Raw genomic sequence first — 24780 nt, 5'->3', positions numbered from 1 at the left:
CCGGGAGAATAATCCCGGCTTTTATTACTAGATGGGAGTTTTTTAGGAAAGGCGAGAAATGAATTACGGACAGATATATTACAGTGATGTGGCAAACGGAATAGGATGCAGAACAGCTTTTTTTGTAAGCGGATGCACACATCATTGCAAAGGTTGTTTCAATGAAATGACATGGGACTTTAATTACGGACAGAAATATACAAAAGAAGTGGAAGATGAGATTGTAGAATCTCTCAAGCCAAGCTATATCGACGGTCTTACAATTCTTGGAGGAGAGCCTATGGAAATAGCTAACCAGAAAGAGATAAGACCGCTTCTTGAACGGATAAAAAAAGAAGTCCCCAAAGCTACAATATGGATCTATTCCGGATACACTTTGGAAGAGCTTACAGATACCGGAAACAAGAGATGTCATGGGGATGACACGGATGCCATTCTTTCCATGACAGATGTACTTGTTGACGGAGAGTTTGAACTTGATAAAAAAGACCTGATGCTCAGGTTCAGAGGCTCGTCCAATCAGAGAGTTATCGATATGAAGGAAACGCTAAAAGCAGGGAAAATAGTGCTTTCTAAGTATAATGACAGAGACTACTCAAGGTTCTAGATGTACAAAAAATCGAAAAAACCAGTGCAACTTTTGCAATGTTCGCCACAATGTAAGCACTTACAATACAAAACTTTTTGATATATTATAATTAACGTGAGCAGTACTTATTGAACGCGAAAGCCGTTACGGCTATGAGGAGGCAGCTATGAGAGACGAGAGATTTGATCTTCTGACTTTTGGAGAGATTATGCTTCGTCTTTCACCGCCGAATTATGAGCGTATGACACGCGGAGATGTTTTTGACAAAAGAGCCGGCGGCTCTGAACTCAATGTAGCATCAGGCGTAGCGCTTTTGGGACTCCGCACAGGAGTCATTTCAAGACTTCCACAGAACGCTCTCGGAACTTTTATTAAGAACCGAATCCGTTTCGAGGGTGTATCGGATGACTACCTTATCTACGATGAGTCACCGGAGGCAAGACTTGGAATATATTACTACGAAAACGGTGCTGCACCACGCAAACCATCCATAGTCTACGACAGAATGAATTCTTCAATAACAAGGATTTCTTTGTCAGAGATTCCGGAGAGTGTGTATACATCTACAAGAATGTTCCATACAAGCGGAATTTCACTTGCACTTAACAAGAACACCTGTGAAGTTGCAACTGAGATGATAAAGAGATTCAAGGAAGGTGGCGCCAAGGTATCATTTGATTGTAACTACCGTGCCAACCTTTGGAGCGAAGAAGACGCCAGGACTGCAATAAAGAAGATCCTCCCTTATGTAAATATTCTTTTTGTGTCGGAGGAAACATCCCGACGCATGATGCAGAAAAATGGCGAGCTCTTCGATATAATGAAGAGCTATACTGAGGAATATCCTGTCGAAGTAGTTTGCACAACTCAACGGCAGGTTATAAGCCCCAGAAAGCACAACTTTACATCTACTATATATGACGCTAAAGGTGATAGATTCTACACCGAAGCGCCATATGCAGACATAGATGTTATAGACAGGATTGGTTCCGGCGATGCTTACGTATCCGGAGTATTATACGGAATGCTTAAGTATGATGATGTTCAGAAAGCGCTTGCATACGGTAATGCGACATCAAGCGTAAAGAATACGATTCCGGGAGATCTTCCCGCGAGTGATCTGAAAGAGATTGACAGCATCATCAAGAATCACAATGCCGGAGGTCCTACCAGCGAGCTTGATCGCTGAGGACAAATGAATTTGCCGATTTACGTTCGCCATAACGTATTTCCTTTATAAAACCTCTACAAGCAGGAGTAATCTTGCGGAAAAGACCGGACCCACCGGTCTTTTTTTATTTGATAGGAAATTCCTATCAAATAAAATCGCTCCGCTATGGATGCGACCGATGCGCAGATGAATTATGCAAGCTAAAGCTTGCGCGCATCGGCGCGCAAAGAGTTGCAAAGCAACTCTTTGTTCTCTTTAAATTTTAGGGAACTTTTATAAGGAAAACACTACAAAAAGTTCCCTAAAACATACGTACCCTTGACAATCCTGCGAAATGTTAATAAAATCATCTTTAAATAATACGACGTTGAAGAGGAATAGTAACTGCGTAAGCGTTTCAGAGAGAGAGCCGTTGGTGCGAGGTTCTTACGTATAAACAGCGAACCTACCTTGGAGTCCTGTATGAAAATACAGCGTTTCCCGCGTTAAGGGTTAAATTGAGTGAGACCATTGCTGAGTTTGCATGGTTTAAATAGGGTGGTACCGCCGAGAATCTTCGGTCCCTGTTAGGGGATTAGAGGGTTCTTTTCTTTTTGAAAAAAGTCTCTCAAAGTTCCCGGAAACACTTAATTGCAAAAAAGGAGAAAAGACATGGCTGACAACAAGAAACTCGTATCAGAGATCACATCTATGGATGAAGATTTCACACAATGGTATACCGATGTGTGCATCAAAGCCGATCTCGTAAGTTATTCCAATATTAAGGGATGTATGGTAATCAAACCTGCGGGATATGCAATCTGGGAGCTCATTCAGAAACACCTTGACGCTAGATTCAAGGCAACAGGAGTTCAGAACGCATATCTTCCCATGTTTATCCCTGAGTCACTTCTTCAGAAGGAGAAGGATCACGTAGAAGGTTTTGCACCTGAAGTTGCGTGGGTAACACACGGCGGACTCGAGCCTCTTACAGAGAGATACTGCGTACGTCCTACATCAGAGACACTTTTCTGTGATTATTACAGAGGAGAAATCCACTCATACAAAGACCTCCCTCAGGTACTCAACCAGTGGTGCAGCGTTGTTCGTTGGGAAAAAGAGACAAGACCTTTCCTTAGAAGCAGAGAATTCCTCTGGCAGGAAGGCCACACAGCACACGCTACATTCGAAGAAGCAGAAGAGCGTACACAGCAGATGCTTAACGTATACGCTGACTTCCTTGAGAACGATATGGCTATCCCTGTAATTAAGGGACAGAAGACAGATAAAGAGAAATTTGCAGGAGCTGAGGCTACATACACAGTTGAGGCACTTATGCACGACGGAAGAGCCCTTCAGAGCGCAACCAGCCACAACTTCGGAGATGGATTTGCCAAGGCATTCGAGATCCAGTATGCGGGCAAAGACAACAAACTCCACTATGTAAATCAGACTTCATGGGGACTTACAACACGTACTATCGGAGCTATGATCATGGTACACGGTGACAACTCAGGACTCGTTGTACCTCCTAAGATCGCTCCTATCCAGGTTGTTGTTATTCCTATCCAGCAGAAGAAAGAAGGCGTTCTTGACGCAGCTTACGATATCGCTAAGAGTCTTTCAGATTACAGAGTAAAGACAGACGATACAGACAGAACACCCGGATTCAAGTTCGCAGAGCAGGAGATGAGAGGAATCCCTGTACGTGTCGAGATCGGACCTAAGGACCTCGAGGCAGGCAAGTGCGTACTTGTAAGAAGAGATACAAGAGAAAAGATTGAGTGCGCTATCTCAGAAGTATCGGCTAAAGTCGGAGAGCTCCTCGATCAGATCCAGAAAGACATGTTCGCAAGAGCAAAGAAGCACCTTGAAGAGCATACATTTGTTGCTCACAACAAAGAAGAGTTCGCTGAGAACTTCAAGGAGACAAAGGGCTTCGTAAAGGCTATGTGGTGCGGAGACCGCGAGTGCGAAGACAAGATCAAAGAAGAATTCAACGTAACAAGCCGTTGTATGCCTTTCGAGCAGGAGAACATCTCAGATGTTTGCCCTATCTGCGGCAAGCCTGCTAAAAAGATGGTTTACTGGGGAAGAGCATATTGATAAATCCTTTTATCAAGTAAAAAATGATAATAGAGCGGGCGCGAGAAATCTAATTAATTTCTCGCGCCCGTTATTATTAACGCAAAAGCTAATTACTGCTCATTTAAATATGTCTGAATTCGGTTATTGATAACATCCGCAACTTCTTCGGCTGATTTCTGACCTTCGAAGAATGCGGCAGTTTCTTCAGTAACGAAGGAATCAATCTTTGAATCAAGCCTGTGTATTGCCTTGCATGAAAGAATGCTGTCGTAGAGCTTTTGAGCTTCATCCGCAGGAAGAGGCTTTAGTTTTACCTCGTGATAATTGGTATACACGGTAGCGTCTTCTTCTGATGCAGCCGGCTCCGTAGCCTTTTTCATATAAGATTCAAAAAGAGCCTTATCTGAAGGGAAAGTAGAAACGTCATTAATTGCGGGATTTGTACAATAACTCTTTATAAATTCCAGTGCACCCTCGGGGCATTTGGAAGATGCGCTAACACATAACTGGTTGAATGGAGTTATCATTGTTGTGGTTTCACCGCTATTGTTAGGAAAACCAAGTATTGCCACCTTATCCTTTAATTCATTCTGCTCTATGTCTGTAAAAGAGTTAAATCCCCATAAATCCTCATCACAGAGTATTCCGTTACTATTAACGGTGGGAAGCTCATCAACGACTGCAATCTCTTCATCGTCTGATGCAGCAGGTTTTTTCTTACCGCTGTTTAACTTTTTGGCATATTCAAGAATCTCTATAAATTCAGGGCATTTAAGATTACATTTCTTGTTTTTCCAATCAATGAACTTATCACCGGCTGTCTGAATACTTGTATTGATGAACTTATCTCCATCCATTGAATCTTTGAGATTTAGCTCGTCATACTCTTTTAACGAAAGAAAGGTTTTACCACCTGCGGCACTTTCCTTCATCAGAAGAGTATTGTATACGAACGAAGGATAAACAGAATACACCTTGTCACCCGTTTTCATCATCTCATATATATTAGGGAGAATTTCTACATCGCCCAGCGCTCCGCCTTTAGCAAAAGCAGATGAAAGATCCATCAGTACGCCTTTATTTGCATAACTGTCAATGTTCGGAGCAAAATAATATGAAAAGCAGAAGATATCGGGAGCTTTTCCTGCGAGAATATCCTGATTAAACGCCTGCAGAACATCATCAAGCTCATCTTCAGGGTAGGAGTCTGAATAATCAATAACTTTTATCTTGTATTTATCACTTGATCTGTTGAATACGTTTGCTGCCATGGTTACATCTGCTGTGAACCATGCACCACCCAAAGTGAGCATCGTTTTATCCGGTACATCTGCGGGATCAACTTTAGTTAAAGTAGAAAAATGGATATTTGAATTGAAATCAAGTGTTGCAGCAAATAATTCCTTATCATTTATTGCAATCCAGTTTAAAAAGTTCAGTCTGTCTATGCATGAATCATCAAGATCAAGCAGTTTGGTCATTTTATCGGATTCATAGTCGTAGCCGTATATTCCGTTATAATCTTTTGCATAAAGATCATATCCTTCACCACTCTGATAGGAGTAGTGTCTTTCTGAGCAGACCTTACTTGTTTTGCCAAAAGATTTATTATCAAGATCAACCTTAGCTAATATGGGGACATCTTCAGAAGTTGCTCCTTCGATAAAGAACTGATCCTTTGAGCCTTTATATAGGTAAAAAGCATCTGAATCAAATTTTTTCTGAGCATCCTCTAACTTTATTAAAACTGTAAAATCAGGCTGATCGCTAAATGTTTCGATGCCACGTGAAGTATTAAGAACAAGCCCGTACTTATCGCTACAGTACATATCATAGATTTCAAAATCAAGTGTCTTACTCAGGACTTCATTTCCTGTATTATTAAACTTTTTAAGACAAGATTCATTCGTATAGTAATAAGTATAGAGATTTCCGTCTTTATCCGAAGCGCAAATGACATCAGAAACCTCTTTTCCATCAATCGGAAGGTCAAAAGATTGTGCGTTGGAACCATCCTTGTTGACAAAGAGATACCTGAATTTGGCGTCTTTACCCAAAGTAACGGCTCTTACTTTGCCTTCGATGTAGTCAAGATACTCAACATAATCGTCTTTATTGAGGATGCCTTCATGATCGGTCTGCTTAAAAATATAGTCCTTAGGCATAGTCTGAGAGTCGCTTAACATAGTAGACACTTCAGGATTTATCGGATCGGTGATCTTCCTTTCGGTATCTTTCTTGCCACAGCCTGTTACTGCAGTGGCAAGAAGGGTAAAAGAGAGAATGGAGCATATAGTTTTTTCTAGTAGAGGTATTTTTTTAGTCATGTCGTAGGTCTCCATATTTGCGAAGCTTGAAGAGTTAGTCCAAAATGATGTTACTTTCTGGTATTTAAAAAATCTGAGTTAAGGTAATCAACATTGGTTATTTTTCTATCTTTTATATCAAAGCTGATTGTGAACTTATCAAATTTTGCGTAGATATTTTAAGACTTTGATCGAGAATTGTAATAATCTAAGTTATAGTAGTAGATTACATATACTTTGTCGTCATTGGTGTCGAAGCTGAGAACATATTTATCAAATATATAATCATAAAAATAGCCTTTAGCACGCTTTGTGGTTGGTTCACCGTAAGTAGAAGTAAGTTCTTTTAATGAACTTCCAATGCCGATTCCTTTTGATGTTTTAGCGTTTGGACCCATAAGACTAATTTGTCCTACAGATTCTTTGCCGTTGTCAGTAAATGTAACTATACCAAAGTCAGCATCGTTTTTGGTCGCATCATAGTCATATAGCTTTGATCCTGTATCTATTTCTACAGGAGTACCCGGAACAATGGTTCCTACAGCGTTTATCTTATCCAGTGTAGTCGGAAGATCATCAAGGATAGTAAATGTTTCGTTCTTATATGTAAATGAAGCATCAGATGAAGCAGTAGTAGTGCTGGCTGCTTCTGAAGAATCAGTTGAAGCACTGTCTGAGCTTGTGTCTGTATCAGCATCTGTTTCCTTGGATGTATCGTCAGTTGTATTTGTATCTGTATTAACCTCTGCAACAGAAGCTGCATCCGATGAAGAGTCTGTATCTGTAGAAGCTGAGCCGCATCCCATAAGAGCGAGCATCATTGTAGTTGCGAGTAAAATTGCTGTCGTTGTCTTTTTCTTCATATCGTTATCCTCATTATTATCCTATTCATCTTGCCAAGTTTTCTGAACCAATCAGTGTTACTTTGTCGTTTTCTACTTTGAAGTACATTGCGTATTTATCGAATTCATAGGAATACCAGCCGAGTTCATCAGGCTTTTGTTCTCCGTATGCTGCGATAAGCTCGTCCTTGGTGCTTCCGGGGTGTATGCCTTTAGATGTTTTGGAGTTTGGGTCATTACTGGATACCTGCATAATAGCTTCTTTACCATTGTCATCAAATGACGTGAAATGAAGGCCCCATTCGTCGTTCTCTTTATTTATCATATCAAAAGCATATAGGCAATTTCTGGTTTCCATTTCGATAGGATAACCGGAAGCGGGCTCAGCAATTGAACCTGCCTTATCAAGCGAAGCCTGGAGGTCGTCAAGCGCTGAAAATTTCTCTCCTTTATATTCAATTGCAGATTCAGCTATAGCAGCAGGATCAGCAGGAGCTGCCGATTCCGTTGAGGTTTCTTCGTCTGCTTCTATGTCAGTATCATCCTTTTCTTCTTTATCAGACTCTGTCGAGTAAATGTCTGCCTTTTCGTTGATTTCTGCTACCGGCGCTTTTGCGTCAGAAGATGATTCCGAAGCTGCGCCGCATCCCATAAGAGCGAGCATCATTGTAGTTGCTAATAAAATTGCTGTCGTTGTTTTCTTTTTCATAGGTCTCTCCTTTTTATTAGTGCAATGACAATGTCATAATGCCATCTGTGTTAATTGAATTAATACACTTATAACATGGGGGGTAAATGTTGTCAACCGTGAGAGCAAATTAATCTTCTTTTAGACAAAATACATCAAGAATACAGAAAAGACGGGACTTCATGGCGAAGTCCCGTCTTAGAGTAAGGCTATATTGTAATATTTATAATGATTTGAATTTCTGCGTTGTATCGTTTAGTTGCTCGGTAATCTCATTATTTTCATTGATTGCCTCGGAAATTTTCTTTATTCCTCCGACAATTTCTGATGAACTTTCGGCGGAAGAGGTGATTGCGATAGAGCTTTCCTTTATGGATTCGGTTATCATTCTCACGGATTCAACCATTTCCTGCATTATCTTGTTAAGGTGAGACGCCTTATCATCAAAGGCGGCGAAGGAATCGCTCATGATATCCGCCGTTTGCTCATATTTTTCACCTGTTTCTACGAAGTCATCATAATCACCGAGTACGGTTCCATTGATGTAATCAAGCGTTGATTGTGCGTTGTCGGCAAGTCTTCGAACAGCTTCGGTAACTTCTGCGCTTATATCCTGGATATTTGCGGCAGTTCGTCTGCTGTTTTCGGCGAGTGAGCTTATTTCCGTCGCTACTACGGAGAAGCCTTTTCCGGCTTCGCCTGCCCTTGCGGCTTCGATAGAAGCGTTAAGTGCAAGGAGATTGGTGTGCTTTGCGATATCGAGGATGACATTTGTAAGTTCGTTGATCTGGCTGACTTTCTCGGAATCCTGCACAGATTTTGAGAGTACCTCGGAGAGCTGTGATACATGGTCGCTTGCGGCAATCTTTTTTTGGTTGACGCGTGCTTTGACTTCATTTGCTTCCTGTTTGACGGAAACAGCGGTCTCGGTTCCGGAAAGAGCCTGTTCCGTGATCTCCTGAGCGGCGGCTTTTACGTCTTCAACGCGGTCATTGATGGATGATACGGTTCCCGCTACGGTTTCCATGTTTGCCGAGAGCTCTTCAAGAGCCGCAGAAGTGTTGGTTACGTTGTCATCTGCCAGACGAAGCTGTGAGACTACTTTTTCAGACGAACTTGTAAGGACTAATGATCCGTTTTTTACATCCTTCATGATTCCCTGAAGGGTTTCGATGAAGTGATTTATACCTGTTGTGATATATAAGAGCTCTGAGTGAGTCTTTGTCTGCACTCTAGCCGTAAGATCTCCGTTTCCGCCTTCGATGTTGGTGATCATCGTGTTTACTTCGCCGCTGATGCGCTCAATCTTTTTAACTATGTTCTTATAACTTATAAGGAAGTTGAATGTGATAAGTAGGAGCATTATGAAAACGCCGACAAATCCTACATAACTGCCTTGTCTAAAGAGTGCATTCATCGTGCTTGTTGTTTCCGCAGATGATTTGGTAATTGCGGCATCAAGTGCTTTTGATGAGTGAAAAATAGCAATCTTCTGTATTTCAGCTTTATCAAAAAGAATATTATATGCGGAATCTTTATCACCGGCATCGCTCTTTGCAATAGCAGAGTCTATGAAAGTAGTGAGTCGTTGATATTGGGCGGTTATCTCTTCAAGCTGCGCAGTTGCTTCTTCATCGTTATATTGCGCAAAGTTGCTTTTCAATGTTTCTATATCAGAAGCAACGTCCTGTTTGGCAACATTGATTTGAGGCAAAAGAGCTGCCTGCGTTTCAACGGCACTTGCAGAAATGTATCCTGTTGTCTGGTCATAGAGGTTCATGACATCTGATTTAAGTTTTGCTTCATGTGTTGTAAGGCCAACCATTGAATCAAACATATTGATACTGCTCGTTGTGGATGTTTTCATGGCTGACATCACCATGTACATTACAATCAAAAAAGATATAAGCATCAATAAATTCAAGGAAGATAGCTGGAATACGATGGAATCTTTTTTCTTTACGATTACTTTATTATTGTCTTTCACGTTTCCGCCTCCTTAAAGTGTTTTAAACCATTCTGTTGCAATAGATTTGATCTCGTTCATGAAGCCGTTTGCGTCGACCTCGCCTGCGGCAAATTTTTGGAAGGCAAAAGACAAACCTCTTTGCCCAAGACCTGCCGGCATGTTCATCCAGTGCCAGCTTGAGGTCTTTCCGGCTGCGATATATTCTGCGATTACAGGAGCAAACGGATCGGAAGCTACAAAAGTGCAGTCGGTGAATGGACTGACAAATCCGGCTTCTTCCACCAAAATCTTTTGAGCATCGGATTCGGAGCACCATTGAAGAAAGGCTTTAGCAGCTTCAACCTGACCTTCTTTTGGAACAGCCCACCAGGACGGTGAACTTGTAAGTATTGTGTCCATTCCATCCTGAAAAGCGTAAGGAACCATTCCAACCTTGAAATTTCCGGCAGAGGCGTATTCGCTAGAATTGTCGCCGGTCATTGTCGCTCCGATCCAAGAGCCCTGAGTAATAAATGCATATTTGCCTGCGGAGAAGTTTGACACTTGATCTGCGTAGGCGCCTGTAGTCAGGAGTTCAGGATCTGAATATTGATTGAAAAGACCTATCATATTGGCGAAGTCCATGAATCTGGATTCATCAAGTTTGCCATTATCATTAAATGTATCAATGTATGTCGTATCGGAACGATCAAGACCTGAGTCGAGATATGCGCCAAATATATGGTTTCCGGCAGACCATCCCAAGTTTTCTGCTTCAGTAAAATAGCCTATAACAGCTTTGAGACCAAGTTCATCTTTCTTAGCATCTATTTTTTCAAAAGCGGATCTCATTGAATCGGGTCCTGTAATGGAAGCGGGATCTACGCCGCATTTAGAGAGAATATCTGCGTTGTATGCTAGACCGATTGCTTCTGTTGTGTAGGGGAATCCGAGTGTTCCAAAAGTTGAATCCACAAATTCAGCATCAGTGCGATTTGCCCAGTCCTGATCGCTAAGATCGATCAGAAGACCGTCCCAGTTGGAAAAATCAGCCGCTTCACAACAGATAATGTCAGGCATCTGATCTGAAAGATAATATCCTTTGATTGTTGCCTGAACATTCGCGCCTGCTTCAATACCGATAACTTCAACCGATATGCCTGTTTCCTGAGCATATTTTTGGGCAAGCGACTCTATCTGGGTCTTTACTTCACTCTTTGCATTTACGAGAGTGAGTTTTTCAACAGGCGCAGATTCCGAAGCCTCTTCGTCTGAAACAGCTTCTTTTCCGCAACCGCCAAAGATACAGCTTATTGTCAGGGCAGAGATTGTAAGATAGATTTTTAAGTTTTTCATGGATACCTCTTTTCGTGACGAGTTAGAAATAGACGTTTTGTTCGTACTTATATTATCTAATATGTAGCCATGAAACCGATAAAAAATGTATGAAATTTTCTTAAAAAATAAACAAAAAAAGCCCGCGGCATAAAAGTCGCGGGCGCGTTAAATTCTGTATAGTTATCTTGTTTTTCCAATCTCTGCGTAGTGCTTACGCTTTGCATCGTACATCTTCTTGTCGGCAAGCATGAATACCGAATGGACATCCTGTTCCTCTGTTTCGGAACGGAAAGCATATCCGTAAGATACGCTGTGGTTTACGTCAGGATCTTTTTCGTCAAGTTCCAGAAGAAGATCGTCTAACTTCTTAAGTAGGGCATCAAGTTCTTCGCGGCGTATACTGTCGAATACGGCGAGGAATTCGTCACCACCTGTTCTGAAGCAGTCACCTTTTCTGCTAAATACCTTGGAAAGCGCATCCGCAAAGCTCTTGATAAGCTTATCTCCGGCGGGGTGACCGTCGTTATCGTTAACCTGTTTCAGACCGTTAAGGTCAAGGCTGACGATACAGAAGTCAAGATCGGAGCGTTCAAGGTCGTTGAGCTTCATATCACAGCTTGCTCTGTTGGGAAGTCGTGTAAGCGCATCCTCGTAGGCAAGTTGTGTAAGAGATGCATATTCTTTTCGCTGAGCATAGAACTTTGTCATGAATACAAAGTGGTTAAGCAGCTGCGTTACTACGAAGAACAGTGCGGCCGAAGGAATCAGGAATCTCATTATAAAGCTGTCTCTGCAGTCGACATTCTTGTTCATCATGTCGAAAAAGACAAGCAACATAAAGCTCAAACTAACGAATGTGATACCAAACATGATGATCTGCGTTGAAGGATTCCGTGTTTTGCTCCTAAGGTCCTTTATGTTGTACATGATCAGCGCAAGGAACGACAGCGTTGACAATATGTAGTAAGGCATCAGGAAATGATGTATATGCACTCTGTTCAATAAGTGAAGAACAATAAAAAGTATGCTGAATGCCAGTGTTGCAAAGCCAAGTACTGCGATGACCGAATAAACATTTTGCTTGTGCAGGTTGTATATAAGCAGATATATGCACGGGACAAGCAGGTATAGCGATATATAACTTAGGAACGTGGTCATTTCCTTGGTAATAAGGAACGTTGTGCAGTCAAATGTTGTTAAGAGCCAGAGGCCCAAAAGTATTACGATAAGCGAGCATATAATCTGTGTAAATACGCCCGAAGATCTCATGTACAGGACAAGTGAGATCAATAGGAAAATGTGTCCGAAAACGATAAGGAACATTCCCGTCAGGAGCGGATATGCCGCAGTATACAAAAGGAATCTGTATATATCGTCGTAGTTACCCAGAAGCGGGGTAATGATGTTGATCTTCGTATCATTTTCAACTACGTATAGATCGATTGACAGTTTTTTTCCTTCAAAATCTCTTTTCAGAGGAATGATGTTGTAGCCTGTTCCAATGAAGGAGCCGTCTGTACGGGCATCCAGGTTCTCTTTTGCAATGGTATAACCGTCAAGAAATACTTCGTAAGCGCAGTGCTGGGTCTTAAATACAAGGTAAGGGAACGGCGCGTTGTTCTTAGTAAGAGGACTCGGCCTTGTCAGCGTTATCTTGTCTCCTCGTGAGAATGTAAGACCAAGCTGGTCACTTAAGTTTGATATATCTGTGTTTAAGTACTGCTGGTTCTTATAAGTAATTACCCATCCTTTTTGAAGTTTGAACTGCGGATACCAAGGTACGACCTTGAGGAATGTGGTAAATACAAATGATATAAGCGCTATAAAAAAGATTGATGAAAGGGCGAAGGTGATATGTTTACGCATTGGCATTCACCTCCTCCATCTCGTGTTCCATTTCTTTACGTCCGTGATGTTCTTTTTTCATTTCATACATTCTTGAATCTGCGAGCATATATACTTCGTTTGAGGATGCGTTCGGAACCTCGTAGCTGTAAGCGTAGCCGTAAGAAGCACTATACTGGAAGACCTGCTCCTTAAGGTTCCAGTCGGACATAAGAGAGTGGAATTCGTGTATTCTCTTGGTACAGCTTGATGCATGTTCGCCAAGCATTATAACGACAAATTCGTCTCCACCCATACGACCGATGAGGTTTGCATCCCAGAAGCAATCTGTCAAAATTGTTGCAAAGCCGGTAAGCAAGCGATCTCCTTCGTGGTGACCGTATGTATCGTTGACCATTTTCAACTTGTTCAGGTCGATACTGATGATTACATATATACTGCGATCCTGAGAGATAACATTCATTACCTGTTCGCAACGGGCTCTGTTTGAAAGACCCGTCAGAGGATCGGTGTAAGCGAAATCCGACAATCTCTCCTGCAATGAAGAAATCTTGCTACTGTAGATACTGTAGAACATGTAACTTATAAGCAGGCAGGAGACGAAGATAACGGCACCAAAAGTAAATCCGTTACCGTAGTTCTGGGTATATCCGCGGTTGCTTGAATACTTGTGGATGTTGAACATAGCAATATCTATTGAGGAAGATATAATGAATGTCACAACACCTATGAGGAAGAACATATCTGAATTGAGATTTCTGTTCTGTGAGTTTCGGAAATGTTTTCTGTTTCTGACCAGAATTACCAGAACCATAATGGTCTCGCTGACAATGTAGCCCTGAATAAAGGATGTCATAGCTGAAAAACGCTTGATCGTAGACAGGTGCAGGATTGTCATTCCGGCGAAAAGAAGGAAATCAAATATTACAAGGAGTTTCAAGAATCTCTTAAGTTTGCCCCTGAATATTGAAATGAAATAGCCCAAAATAGAGATAGGCATACAAATAAACGATGAGTATTCGCAAAACGAGTTAGTCATCGGGTTATTTATAAGCATATCGATGAAATCAAATCTGGCAACAATGTAAGTTCCGAATAGGAGTGAAGTAAGTCCACTGAAAAATAGTCGGGATTCCTTATTGTGATACAAGAACATATAAGGAGAAATGACTATAAGAACAAGCCCGAGCACTACAAGGAATACTCCGGCAAACAAATTAATTGTATTACTTAAAAGATGATAGGATAATATATCAACACTTGAACCAATAATAAAAGGAGACAGCGAAGAAAATGATGCTTCTCTCGTGCCTATGAAGGTGATCGTGATCTCTTCTTCAGAATAGCCTTTTACAATAGGAACGTGATTGTATCTGTTTGGAACTTCTGTGGTCTGGCTGTACAAATCTCTACCGTAAGTGTATATTTGCCAGTTTTCAAGCTTATCGGCTTTCTTGGAACGCTCAGCATAATGACGAATATTAACATCGACGATGCTGTGCATCGAATAAAAGTAGAGGCATAACGAATCATCACGAATCGGAGGAAGTACTCTGGTCAAAGAAAACGTATCACCTTCATTGATAACAGGCACTTGTACGTCGTTCAGATTCTTGTTTGTAGCTATTTCTTTGCCGTTATAAGTAACGGTCCAACCATCATCTATCGGTATTAACTCTGAGGTATATTGGTAGGAAGAATCAATAATTTTCACAAATGAAAATATGCCCACCAAGATAAGCAGTAAGAAGCCTACTGCTATCAAATTGTTGTTAATTCTAAATTTCATTCTGATTCCCTCATAATTTCATATATTAAGTATATATCGAGATTGAGAAAATTCCTAGAGTATTATTCACATTTGATATTCTTTGGGATATTATGAAGGTATGATTATTAAACTACCGGAAAATGCAAAAAAGATATTGGATACCATGCATAAAGCTGGTTTTGAAGCATATGTTGTCGGAGGATGTGTAAGAGATGCTCTTCTTTCAAGAGAACCGGGAGACTGGGACATAACGACAAATGCTTTGCCTGAAGATATAAAAAAGCTTTTTAAACGAACGGTCGATACGGGAATTGAACACGGAACGGTCACCGTTTTGATGGATAAAGAGGGATATGAAGTCACAACGTACAGAATAGACGGAAAGTACGAAGATAACAGACATCCCAGTGAAGTGACATTTACAAAGAGTCTCACCGAAGATATGAGACGCCGTGACTTTACCATAAATGCCATGGCTTATAACGAGGAAGAGGGGCTTATAGACAGGTTCGGAGGAATCGAAGATCTTGAGAATAAGCTGATAAGATGCGTTGGAGAGCCTGCAGAGAGATTTTCAGAAGATGCACTTCGCATAATGAGAGCCGTCAGATTTTCGGCTCAGCTTGATTATGATATAGAAGAGAAGACAAAAGAGGCAATAAAAGAGCTTGCGCCTACGCTTTCCAAGATAAGCGCGGAGAGAATCCAGACTGAACTTGTAAAGCTTCTTGTTTCTGGCCATCCGGAAAAAGCGCAGGTTATGTACGAACTTGGAATCACCAAGGTGATACTTCCCGAATTTGATGTGTGCATGGAGACTTCCCAGAACAATCCCCATCATATGTACAATGTCGGAGAGCACATTATCAAGTCGCTCGGATATGTGAGAAACGATAAAGTATTAAGGCTTACAATGTTTTTGCATGATATAGCGAAGCCTTTGACGATAACAACGGATGATGAAGGTGTTAACCATTTCCACGGCCATGCACAGCTTGGCGAGAAGATGGCACATGACATTTTCAGACGCCTTAAGTTTGACAGAAACACCATGGACAGGGTGTGCAACCTTATTAAGTACCACGATGACAGGTTCCCCGCTACCGCAAAGAATGTGCGAAGAACCATGAACAGAGTGGGAGAGGATGAGTTTCCTTTTCTTCTTGATGTGAAATATGCGGATACAATGGCTCAGAGTGAGTATTACCGCGAGGAAAAGCTCAAGAATATAGAGGATTCAAGAGCTCTTTATGAGAATATAAAAAAGGAAGGCGAGTGCGTGAGCCTTAAGAAGCTTGCGGTCAACGGCAAAGACCTTATCGCTCTGGGAGTGACTCCCGGAAAGCAGATAGGAGAAGTGCTCGGAGCTATGCTAGAAGACGTCATTGACGAGCCTTCGCACAATACTAAAGAATATCTGCTGGATTCTGAGCAGTTAAAAAAATTCTTTTAAAAGATCATGTATGAGGGGATGAACATGAGAATAATCATGAGATCTGTAAGAGCATTTACGGCAGTGTTTCTTGCGGCCGCTTTTACCTGCGTATACAGCGCAGATGTAAGTGCTGCCGTAAAAAATGAAAAGAAGAGCGTATCGCTTATCGGAAAATACGATTCTTCCGACACTGCTTCAATTCGTTCCATAGATTCGGAAAATAAGGAAATCAGATTCAGAAATCATTCTACGGGAAAGACGTATACCCTTAAATATGACAATACAAGCATGATGTACGATTTAAGAGGAACGCCCATGTCGGCAAGACTCTTAGAGGAAGGTCAGATTGTTGATGTCAATTTCCTTAAGAGCAGCAAGCATATCACTTCGCTTAAGGTATCGGATGAAGCGTGGACTATCGATGATACGCGTAGTCACGAACTTGTAAGGGGCGATGGTACCGCAAGAATACAGGGTGAAACTTACAAGCTTGATTCAAGAACACTGATACTTGCGGACGGAGCGCCTGCTATAGCAGAGAATGTACTTACGACCGACAATATCAAGGCATACGGAATTGGAAAAGAGGTATACAGCGTTGTTGTTACAAGCGGACACGGTTATGTCAGCCTGTCATCCGACACTGTTGATGAACACAGTCTTGTCGGAGCATGGCTTGAGCTTGATAATGACGTTATTTACAAGATTTCTCCCAATATGTTGCTTAGTGCGCCCGAGGGCGATTATAATCTGCAGATCATCGGAAACGGCGCAGAGTATAAAACAAATGTCACAATAAGCAGGAACCAGGAAACCGTCATTGATACCAGAAATGTCAAGATAACCAAGCCAAAAGAGGGACTTGTGTCATTTGAGGTAACTCCCGCAGATGCCGAGATTTACATCGACGGGGAGCAGGTTTTTGCCGATACTTCAAAGTCTGTAAGCTATGGTTACCACAATCTCAAGGTAATGGCCGAAGGATATATCACACAGAACAAGTATCTTAAGGTGGGTACGCCTAAGTCTGTGGTAAAGATAGAACTTGAGCCTGATTCTGATAGTGCGGATTCATCAAACAGCTCATCGTCAGACAGTTCGTCTTTTTCTTCGTCGTATGACAAGACAAACAAGTCATCGAGCGCTGTTTCTGTTGCGTCACTTCCGGGAAAGAGCTCAGCTGCTACATCGGCTTCAAGCATAACTGACAAGGATAAGACGAAGAACCAGAAGAATAAGGTTATCGAAGGTTACAAGGTTTATGTGGATTCGCCTGAAGGAGCGGAGCTGTTTTTTGATGGGAATTATATAGGTGTAGTGCCGACCAGCCTTAAAAAGGTTTCAGGAAATCATGAGATAATACTTAGGAAAAATGGTTATAATACGAAGAGTCTTCGCGTGAACATAGACGCGGATGAGTCGGATGTGTCATATAACCTGGGTGAGATGGTAAAAGTGAAGGAGGATACTGTGACTGAGACTAAGCCTAAGTCTGAAGAGACTCCCACAGCCGCTTCGACTGAAAAACAGACTGAGAATCCGTCTAAGGCAGCATCCGAATCTACAACGCATGACTTAGGTAAGAAGGAGACTCCTTCTTCATCGGAGAAGTCCGATACATCCTCAGCTACAGAGAAAACGACTGCAACCGCGCATTATGCAAGCACGGCTTCTTCCGAGGAAGATGAAAGTCCGTCTAAAAAATCAACGGCAGACGCAGCTAATAAGAGTTCGACAAAAGAAGATGAGACAACGTCTGTAAATAAGAAAGACCCTGATAATAAAGACGGTAAAAAGGCCGGCGACAGCAAAGATAAGACAGGGAAAGATAAAAATAACAACGGCGATGCGGCAAATACCGCATCAGGAGAGGAATAAATGAGATTAGATAAGTATTTGAAAGTAACAAGACTGATAAAGAGACGCACAGTAGCGAATGAAGCCTGCGATGCGGGAAGAGTTCAGATAAACGGAAAGCCTGCAAAGGCGTCTGCCGATGTAAAGGTCGGAGATAAGATAACCATCGGATTTGGTAATAAAGACGTGAATGTCGAAGTGCTTGATGTGCGGGAAACAATACACAAAGAAGACGTAACAGAGCTCTATCGCTACATTTGACAGGCTTTTATAGCATGTATTAAAATAAAATATATAAAAGCATTTGAAGAGGTACGATATGGCGACAAAAGCACGCTATAAAAGGCGTAGTTTTCAAAATAAAGCGGGCATCGCGCTCGCGTCGTGTGTGGTTATAATTCTTGCGACTGTTGTGTCCATAAAGAGCATCAGTCTTTTTGAGAAGGTTAATGAGTATGAGGAGAAGGAAGCTTACCTCAATGCCCAGATTGACGCCGAGGTTGCAAGAGGCAAGGAAATAGCCGAATTTGAAAGATATACCCAGACACGAAAATATATAGAAGAAACCGCTAAGGATAAACTTGGACTGGTTTATCCCGGTGAGATTGTTTTTAAAATTGAGGACAGGTAATTTGTTATTATTTTGCGGAGCACAGCGCAGACAATGATACGGGTACGTATAGGTCTGCGCTTTAATTTTTCAATATGAACAGATTCGAAAACACCGTACTAAACTATATAAGAGCCAATAAAATGGCAGTTTCCGGAGAAAAGATCCTTGTGGGATTTTCGGGAGGAGCGGATTCTGTCGCACTTTTGCTGGTCTTGTATAAGTTAAGAGAGCTTCTTGGCATCGAGCTTGTTGCGGTTCATGTAAATCACGGTATCAGGGAAGAAGCGGGAGAAGACGCAGAGTTTACCCGTAGCTTCTGCGAAGAACGGGGAATAAGTTATTATCTGGTGGAAGAGGATGTCCCCGGAATTGCAAGAGAAAATAAGCTGACCGAAGAAGAAGCGGGACGGAATGTAAGATACGAGGCTTTTCGCAAGATAGCTGAGAAAGAAGGCGCCGTTAAGATTGCGGTTGCACATCACAGAAACGACGTGGCGGAGACACTTCTTTTAAATCTCCTTCGAGGAACGGGGCTTCATGGTGCGGGTGCCATACGTGCCGTTAGGGATAATGTGATAAGGCCCTTATTGTGCGTTACGAGACAGGAAATTGAGGAGTATCTTGCGGGCGAAGGAATATCTTTTTGTCACGATGCCACCAACGACGAGAATATCCATACGAGGAACAAGGTAAGAAACGAGCTTATTCCTTATATGACTGAGAATATAAATGCAGAGGCGGTAAAGCATCTGTGCAGAGTGGCGTCTGATTTTGCCCTCGCGGATGACTTTATATGTAAGGTTACGACAGAACTTTTTGACAAGGCTTGTACCTTTGACGGAAAAAGTGTCAGAATAGAATTAAAGGTTCTTAAGAGCGGAGATTTTTTTATCCAAAAGAACGTGATCTTAAGGTGTTTCGAGATGCTTACACCAAACAGGAAAGACATTACGGCAAGTCACGTTGATGCGGTGACGGATATCATGGCATCGGAAAGAGGAACGGCGTATGTCGACCTTCCGTACGGGCTTGTCGCAAAGAGAGAGTACGACGTACTTACGCTTTCGAAGAAAGCGGCGGAAAGCCTTGATAATTCGCTTGTTATAGATTTTTTTGACCGGGTAAAAAAAGACGGTGAGGCCGGCTATGACATTCCGGGGCTTGGAAGGATGGAAGCAAGCGTAATAGAGTTTGTAAAAGGCGCAAGTATTCCGCGCGGTACGTATACTAAATGGTTCGATTGTGATAGAATACAAGCAGCCGTTTTTAGATGCAGAAGACCCGATGATTATATATTTATTGAAACGGGAAGCGGCATTCATAAGAAAAAGCTGTCGAAGTTCATGACAGATGTCAAAATTCCTATAGACAGAAGAGACAGTATCTATGTAATGGCTGACGGAGACCATGTTTTGTGGGTTCCGGGGTACAGAATAAGTGCTAATACCAAGGTGAGTGAAGATACAAAAAGTATTTTGGCTATAAATTTTTTGGATGGAGGAAATTACTGTGGCTGAATCAGTTCGCGTTTTATTGACAGAAGAGGAAGTTGACAAGAGAATAAAGGAGCTTGGGGAAGCAATCAGCAGAGATTATCAGGGTGAGACAGTGCACCTTGTATGTGTTTTAAAGGGCGGAGTGTTCTTTATGTGTGAGCTTGCAAAGCGTATCACAGTCCCTGTTACGATGGATTTTATGTCAGCATCAAGCTATGGCAGTTCAACTAAGTCAAGCGGTGTAGTTAAGATTGTGAAGGATCTCGATGAACCTCTTAAGGACAGACATGTTATTATAGTAGAGGATATTGTTGATTCGGGAAGAACGTTGTCGTATCTTATCAAGATGCTCGGCGACAGAGAGCCTGCAAGCATCAAGCTTTGCACACTCCTAGATAAGCCTGAGCGCAGGGTTACAGATGTAAAAGTGGATTATACGGGATTTAATATTCCCGATGAGTTTGTTGTAGGATACGGACTTGACTACGATCAGAGATATCGTAACCTTCCGTATATCGGAGTAGTAGAATTTAATTGATAAAGGCGTCATAAAAAAGCTTCCGAAAGGGGAACATAAGCAATTGAACCGGAATAAAAGTTTTAATTCAATTTTTCTATTTGTAGTAGTATTACTTGTTTGCGTGATATTCATTGAATATGGTAAGAGTTTCATTTCAAGCCAGTCAGGCGCATATTCCATGAATGAATTTGAGCGCGATCTTAATGCAGATACAGTCGCATATGTAATGATCATGCCCAATTCCGAGACACCTACAGGTTCTGTAAGAGTAAGCTTCAACAATGCATCAGATGATGTGACATTCTACACAACTGATGTGACCAAAGTTGAGAGCATTTGTACAGAAAAGGGTGTTAAGACAGAGGTAAAAGACATTCCGTCTGAGAATGTGCTTATAAATGGAATCATTCCCGTTATAGTGGGACTTATCGTAATGGTATTCGTTTTCTCGATGTTCAGCAATATGCAGGCGAGCAGTTCGGGAAACAGCCGAATGATGAACTTTGGAAAGAGCAGAGCAAAGTTATCAACAGGTGATGAAAACAAGGTCAAGCTCAATGATGTAGCGGGACTTAAGGAAGAAAAAGAGCAGCTTGCTGAGATAATCGAATTCTTGAAGGATCCCGGCAAATTCACGGCTGTCGGAGCCAGAATTCCCAAGGGTGTTCTCCTTGAAGGTGCACCCGGAACAGGTAAGACACTCCTTGCAAGAGCCGTTGCAGGTGAAGCGGGCGTTCCGTTCTTTAGTATTTCAGGTTCCGATTTCGTAGAAATGTTCGTTGGTGTAGGGGCATCCAGAGTAAGAGACCTTTTTACCGAGGCTAAGAAGAATGCGCCTTGCATAATCTTTATTGATGAGATTGATGCGGTTGCAAGACGACGTGGTACAGGTATGGGCGGCGGACACGACGAGAGAGAGCAGACACTTAACCAGATGCTTGTCGAGATGGATGGCTTTGGTGTGAACGAGGGAATTATCGTAATGGCTGCCACAAACAGAGTTGATATCCTCGATCCTGCCATCTTAAGACCCGGACGATTTGACAGAAAGATTACGGTTACAAGACCTGACATTGGTGAAAGAGAGGCAATCCTTAAGGTTCATGCACATAATAAGCCTCTTGGAAGCGATGTGGATCTTAAGCAGCTTGCTCAGACAACTGCCGGATTCACAGGCGCAGATCTTGAGAACCTTCTTAATGAAGCAGCTATAAATGCAGCGGTAGACAGCAGGAAGTTTATTACTCCCGATGATATAAACAGGGCGTTTACTCAGGTTGGAATCGGAACTGAGAAGCACAGTAAGATCATTTCCGAGAAGGAAAAGAAGATAACGGCTTATCACGAGACAGGCCATGCAATCTTGTTCCACCTTCTTCCGGATGTGGGACCTGTGCATACAATATCTATCATTCCTACAGGACTTGGCGCAGCGGGTTATACAATGCCTCTTCCCGAGAATGATGATATGTTCCTTACAAAGAACAAGATGCTTCAGGAGATCATGGTATCTCTCGGAGGAAGAATCGCAGAAGAGATCATCTTTGGCGATATTACAACAGGTGCATCAAGCGACATCAGAAAAGCTACACAGGAAGCCAGAAGTATGGTTACCAAGTACGGAATGTCAGAGACCATCGGTGTTGTAAACTACGATGACAATGAAGAAGATGTGTTCATCGGCTATGATATATCTCATTCAAAGAAGCACAGTGAGCTTATGTCAGGCGAGATTGATAAAGAAGTAAAGACCATAATAGACAAGTGTTACGCAAAAGCAAAAGAGATTATTCTTAAGTATGAGGACATTCTGCACAGCAGTTCAGCACTCCTCATAGAAAAGGAGAAGATCGGAAGAGAGGAATTTGAAGCATTATTCGAAGGTCACAACGTTGATATCGATTATGCATTAGAAATCTGATTGTGAAAATTGCACAAAAACTCATAGCTGTTTTTGATAACTTTGTGAAGTGTTAGTCTTTACGCGGGTTTGGGTGGGTGTTAGTATAATATGCGTAACCCCCCAATACATTATATAGTTTTTTGCTATACCCCATAAGAAAGAAATACCTTCTCTTAGAAAAGACAGCTATGCTGTCTTTTTTGCTTTATATACGAATGTTACGGAGTCTACGCGGCCTAAATGTGCGCGAATATGACCGGTGGGAATGACTTATGAATGAGAGAGCGTTTTTCCATGATATGACCTTAGACTACCTAAGGCCTGCGGAACCGGACAAAAACAGAAAGGTAGATATAAGATTCAGATGCAGGAGGGCTGAGGCATCTGAAATTATTCTCGTGTGGAAAGGCGAAAGACATCCCATGACATATTCGGAGACATCGGGAGAGTTCGATTATTTCGATGCATCCGTAAATGTAGGTGAAGAGCCTGCGAGTTATTTTTTTGAAATCGAAGGAATGGACGGCAGCTTTTTTTACTATGATAAGAGAGGCGCTGTTACCAATATAATGGAGAGCATGAATTTCAAGGTATATCCCGGCCTGTCAACGCCCAAGTGGGCCAAGGGTGCGGTGATATATCAGATATTCGTGGAAAGATTCTGTAACGGAGACAAGGATAATGACGTTGTCTCCGGTGAATATTCTTATAACGGAAGAAACGTGCTGAAGGTAGGTGAGTGGGAAAGATACCCCGATCCTCAGTATGATTTCGGAGAGTTCTATGGCGGCGATCTTAAGGGCGTTATGGATAAGCTTGATTATCTCAAGGATCTTGGGATAGATGCGATCTATTTTAACCCGCTGTTTGTATCGCCTTCCTGCCACAAGTATGATACCCAGGATTATGATCATATAGATCCTCATTTCGGCAAGATTGTTGAGGATGGTGGAAGCGTGCTTGGAAATAATGAGCATGATAACACAAAAGCAACCAAATATATCAAGCGTGTTACCGACCAAAAGAACCTTGAAGCGAGTGATAAGCTATTTGCAGAGCTTGTAAGCGAAGCGCATAAGCGCGGTATCAAGGTTATATTGGACGGTGTGTTCAATCACTGCGGTTCATTTAATAAGTGGATGGACAGAGAGAGGATTTACGAGAACAGCAAGGGATATGAGCCGGGCGCCTATGTTTCCAAGGACAGTCCATATCATGATTTCTTTGCTTTTACGGGAGATGCCTGGCCATATAATCCGCATTATGACGGCTGGTGGGGATATGATACGCTTCCCAAGCTTAATTACGAGGGCTCTAAGAAACTTGAAGAATATATATTAAACATAGGAAGAAAGTGGGTTTCACCTCCGTATAACGCAGACGGATGGAGGCTTGACGTTGCAGCCGATCTTGGACATTCCCAGGAATATAATCATTATTTCTGGAAGAGGTTCAGGGAAGAGGTAAAAAAGGCCAATCCTAAGGCGATAATTCTCGCTGAGCAGTACGGTCCCGCTGCAAGCTGGCTTATGGGCGATGAGTGGGATACGGTTATGAACTATGATGCTTTCATGGAGCCTGTGACATGGTTCCTTACGGGAATGGACAAGCACAGCGATGAGTTTAAGCCGACACGTATAGGAAATGCCAGGGAGTTTTTTGACACGATGTTATATATAGGAGGCGAGAATTTCACTATGCCTTCCCTGTATACGGCAATGAATGAGTTGTCCAATCACGACCACTCGAGATTCCTTACAAGAACGAGCCAGAAGGTCGGACGGAGCAGCACGCTTATGTCGTCATCGGCAAATACGGGAATAAGTAAGCCTGTAATGCGCGAAGCGGTGATGATCCAGATGACATGGCCCGGTGCACCGACGATATACTACGGTGATGAGGTCGGCCTTTGCGGATTTACGGATCCCGATAACAGGAGGACTTATCCGTGGGGCAAAGAAGACCTTGAGATGCTTGAATATCACAAGAAGATGATAAAAATTCACAAGAAACATAAGGAATTCTCGGAAGGGTCGATAAGAGAACTGTACGCAGACTTTAATTTCCTTGCATACGGCAGATTTAACAGGACTGCGGCCTCTGTTGTTGTGATAAATAATAATGAATATGAGGTTACCAAAGAAATCGATGTTATGCCCATAGGAATTCCGAAGGAAGCGCTGCTTACACAGCTTATGCTTACCGACGGAAAGGGATTTATCGATAAATCAAGCAATATGAGGGTAAAAGACGGTATTCTGACGGTCACGGTATCGAGAAAATCGGGACTGATCCTTAGGTACGACAGCACCGCACCTACTTCATCAGAAGGATTCTGGGCTGACAACTTCATCAGCTTTGAATGATTGTGAAATGATTAACTTTATTTTT

General features: G+C 42.1%; 18 protein-coding genes and 1 other annotated feature. Of the genes, 11 read left to right on the top strand and 7 right to left on the bottom strand.

Features of this window, described 5'->3' with window-relative positions; all coding sequences use genetic code 11:
- The first annotated feature begins 58 nt into the window (after window positions 1-58).
- The 3 genes from nrdG (at window position 59) to proS (ending at window position 3845) form a co-directional block, all read left to right on the top strand.
- Window positions 59-607 (top strand): anaerobic ribonucleoside-triphosphate reductase activating protein, encoded by a 549-nt coding sequence (gene nrdG / locus BM398_RS05145; RefSeq protein WP_092336715.1) that lies wholly within the window; start codon window positions 59-61, stop codon window positions 605-607.
- Between the two features lie 148 nt (window positions 608-755).
- The gene (locus BM398_RS05140) at window positions 756-1778 is read left to right on the top strand and encodes a sugar kinase (RefSeq protein WP_092336714.1); all 1023 of its coding nucleotides are present in this window, start codon (window positions 756-758) and stop codon (window positions 1776-1778) included.
- A gap of 340 nt (window positions 1779-2118) precedes the next feature.
- Window positions 2119-2328 (top strand) — a binding site (T-box leader).
- 83 nt (window positions 2329-2411) lie between these two features.
- The gene (gene proS, locus BM398_RS05135; RefSeq protein WP_026513399.1) at window positions 2412-3845 is read left to right on the top strand and encodes a proline--tRNA ligase; all 1434 of its coding nucleotides are present in this window, start codon (window positions 2412-2414) and stop codon (window positions 3843-3845) included.
- Window positions 3846-3937: 92 nt separating this feature from the next.
- Here the strand turns inward: proS and BM398_RS05130 are convergent, their stop codons facing one another.
- From BM398_RS05130 to BM398_RS05100, 7 genes are all read right to left on the bottom strand, one after another.
- The gene (locus tag BM398_RS05130; protein WP_092336713.1) at window positions 3938-6154 is read right to left on the bottom strand and encodes a type 2 periplasmic-binding domain-containing protein; all 2217 of its coding nucleotides are present in this window, start codon (window positions 6152-6154) and stop codon (window positions 3938-3940) included.
- A gap of 158 nt (window positions 6155-6312) precedes the next feature.
- Complete coding sequence (locus tag BM398_RS05125) at window positions 6313-6996, bottom strand: hypothetical protein (protein WP_092336712.1); 684 nt, start codon at window positions 6994-6996, stop codon at window positions 6313-6315.
- 25 nt (window positions 6997-7021) lie between these two features.
- A complete protein-coding gene (locus BM398_RS05120; RefSeq protein ID WP_092336711.1) occupies window positions 7022-7684 on the bottom strand; it encodes a hypothetical protein in 663 nt (220 codons plus the stop codon).
- Between the two features lie 202 nt (window positions 7685-7886).
- Window positions 7887-9650, bottom strand: a complete 1764-nt coding sequence (locus BM398_RS05115; protein ID WP_092336710.1) for a methyl-accepting chemotaxis protein — start codon at window positions 9648-9650, stop codon at window positions 7887-7889.
- A gap of 12 nt (window positions 9651-9662) precedes the next feature.
- Complete coding sequence (locus BM398_RS05110) at window positions 9663-10967, bottom strand: ABC transporter substrate-binding protein (protein ID WP_092336709.1); 1305 nt, start codon at window positions 10965-10967, stop codon at window positions 9663-9665.
- Between the two features lie 162 nt (window positions 10968-11129).
- A complete protein-coding gene (locus tag BM398_RS05105; RefSeq protein ID WP_175531849.1) occupies window positions 11130-12815 on the bottom strand; it encodes a GGDEF domain-containing protein in 1686 nt (561 codons plus the stop codon).
- Window positions 12808-14583, bottom strand: a complete 1776-nt coding sequence (locus BM398_RS05100; RefSeq protein ID WP_092336707.1) for a GGDEF domain-containing protein — start codon at window positions 14581-14583, stop codon at window positions 12808-12810. The genes BM398_RS05105 and BM398_RS05100 overlap by 8 nt, the downstream gene beginning before the upstream one ends.
- 100 nt (window positions 14584-14683) lie before the next feature.
- On the opposite strand from BM398_RS05100, the gene BM398_RS05095 reads away from it, so the two are divergent.
- From BM398_RS05095 to BM398_RS05060, 8 genes are all read left to right on the top strand, one after another.
- Complete coding sequence (locus BM398_RS05095; protein ID WP_092336836.1) at window positions 14684-16018, top strand: CCA tRNA nucleotidyltransferase; 1335 nt, start codon at window positions 14684-14686, stop codon at window positions 16016-16018.
- A gap of 24 nt (window positions 16019-16042) precedes the next feature.
- Entirely contained in the window at window positions 16043-17878 is a 1836-nt protein-coding gene (locus BM398_RS05090) for a PEGA domain-containing protein (protein WP_175531848.1), read from the top strand.
- Window positions 17879-18118: an RNA-binding S4 domain-containing protein gene (locus tag BM398_RS05085; protein WP_092336705.1), complete on the top strand. Its 240-nt coding sequence runs from the start codon at window positions 17879-17881 to the stop codon at window positions 18116-18118. It begins immediately after the preceding gene.
- 58 nt (window positions 18119-18176) lie between these two features.
- Window positions 18177-18488 carry an FtsB family cell division protein gene (locus BM398_RS05080; protein WP_026656347.1) on the top strand — a complete coding sequence of 104 codons (312 nt, stop codon included), beginning with the start codon at window positions 18177-18179 and terminating at the stop codon, window positions 18486-18488.
- A gap of 122 nt (window positions 18489-18610) precedes the next feature.
- Window positions 18611-19987, top strand: coding sequence for a tRNA lysidine(34) synthetase TilS (gene tilS / locus BM398_RS05075; protein ID WP_175531847.1), 1377 nt, complete (start codon window positions 18611-18613; stop codon window positions 19985-19987).
- A complete protein-coding gene (hpt, locus tag BM398_RS05070) occupies window positions 19980-20504 on the top strand; it encodes a hypoxanthine phosphoribosyltransferase (RefSeq protein WP_092336703.1) in 525 nt (174 codons plus the stop codon). The genes tilS and hpt overlap by 8 nt, the downstream gene beginning before the upstream one ends.
- A gap of 43 nt (window positions 20505-20547) precedes the next feature.
- A complete protein-coding gene (gene ftsH / locus BM398_RS05065) occupies window positions 20548-22407 on the top strand; it encodes an ATP-dependent zinc metalloprotease FtsH (protein WP_092336702.1) in 1860 nt (619 codons plus the stop codon).
- A 254-nt stretch (window positions 22408-22661) separates the two neighbouring features.
- Window positions 22662-24755, top strand: coding sequence for a glycoside hydrolase family 13 protein (locus tag BM398_RS05060; protein WP_092336701.1), 2094 nt, complete (start codon window positions 22662-22664; stop codon window positions 24753-24755).
- Window positions 24756-24780 lie beyond the last annotated feature (25 nt).

It is taken from the genome of Butyrivibrio sp. M55 (genome assembly GCF_900116865.1).
Classification (GTDB): domain Bacteria; phylum Bacillota; class Clostridia; order Lachnospirales; family Lachnospiraceae; genus Butyrivibrio.
The sequence above is the reverse complement of the archived record's forward strand: the minus strand, read 5'-3'. Positions and strand labels throughout refer to the sequence as shown.

Coding starts and splice junctions, on each gene's coding strand:
- nrdG (WP_092336715.1), top strand. CDS start 59: ATGAATTACGGACAGATATATTACAGTGATGTGGCAAACGGAATAGGA.
- BM398_RS05140 (WP_092336714.1), top strand. CDS start 756: ATGAGAGACGAGAGATTTGATCTTCTGACTTTTGGAGAGATTATGCTT.
- proS (WP_026513399.1), top strand. CDS start 2,412: ATGGCTGACAACAAGAAACTCGTATCAGAGATCACATCTATGGATGAA.
- BM398_RS05130 (WP_092336713.1), bottom strand. CDS start 6,154: ATGACTAAAAAAATACCTCTACTAGAAAAAACTATATGCTCCATTCTC.
- BM398_RS05125 (WP_092336712.1), bottom strand. CDS start 6,996: ATGAAGAAAAAGACAACGACAGCAATTTTACTCGCAACTACAATGATG.
- BM398_RS05120 (WP_092336711.1), bottom strand. CDS start 7,684: ATGAAAAAGAAAACAACGACAGCAATTTTATTAGCAACTACAATGATG.
- BM398_RS05110 (WP_092336709.1), bottom strand. CDS start 10,967: ATGAAAAACTTAAAAATCTATCTTACAATCTCTGCCCTGACAATAAGC.
- BM398_RS05105 (WP_175531849.1), bottom strand. CDS start 12,815: ATGCGTAAACATATCACCTTCGCCCTTTCATCAATCTTTTTTATAGCG.
- BM398_RS05100 (WP_092336707.1), bottom strand. CDS start 14,583: ATGAAATTTAGAATTAACAACAATTTGATAGCAGTAGGCTTCTTACTG.
- BM398_RS05095 (WP_092336836.1), top strand. CDS start 14,684: ATGATTATTAAACTACCGGAAAATGCAAAAAAGATATTGGATACCATG.
- BM398_RS05090 (WP_175531848.1), top strand. CDS start 16,043: ATGAGAATAATCATGAGATCTGTAAGAGCATTTACGGCAGTGTTTCTT.
- BM398_RS05085 (WP_092336705.1), top strand. CDS start 17,879: ATGAGATTAGATAAGTATTTGAAAGTAACAAGACTGATAAAGAGACGC.
- BM398_RS05080 (WP_026656347.1), top strand. CDS start 18,177: ATGGCGACAAAAGCACGCTATAAAAGGCGTAGTTTTCAAAATAAAGCG.
- tilS (WP_175531847.1), top strand. CDS start 18,611: ATGGCAGTTTCCGGAGAAAAGATCCTTGTGGGATTTTCGGGAGGAGCG.
- BM398_RS05060 (WP_092336701.1), top strand. CDS start 22,662: ATGAATGAGAGAGCGTTTTTCCATGATATGACCTTAGACTACCTAAGG.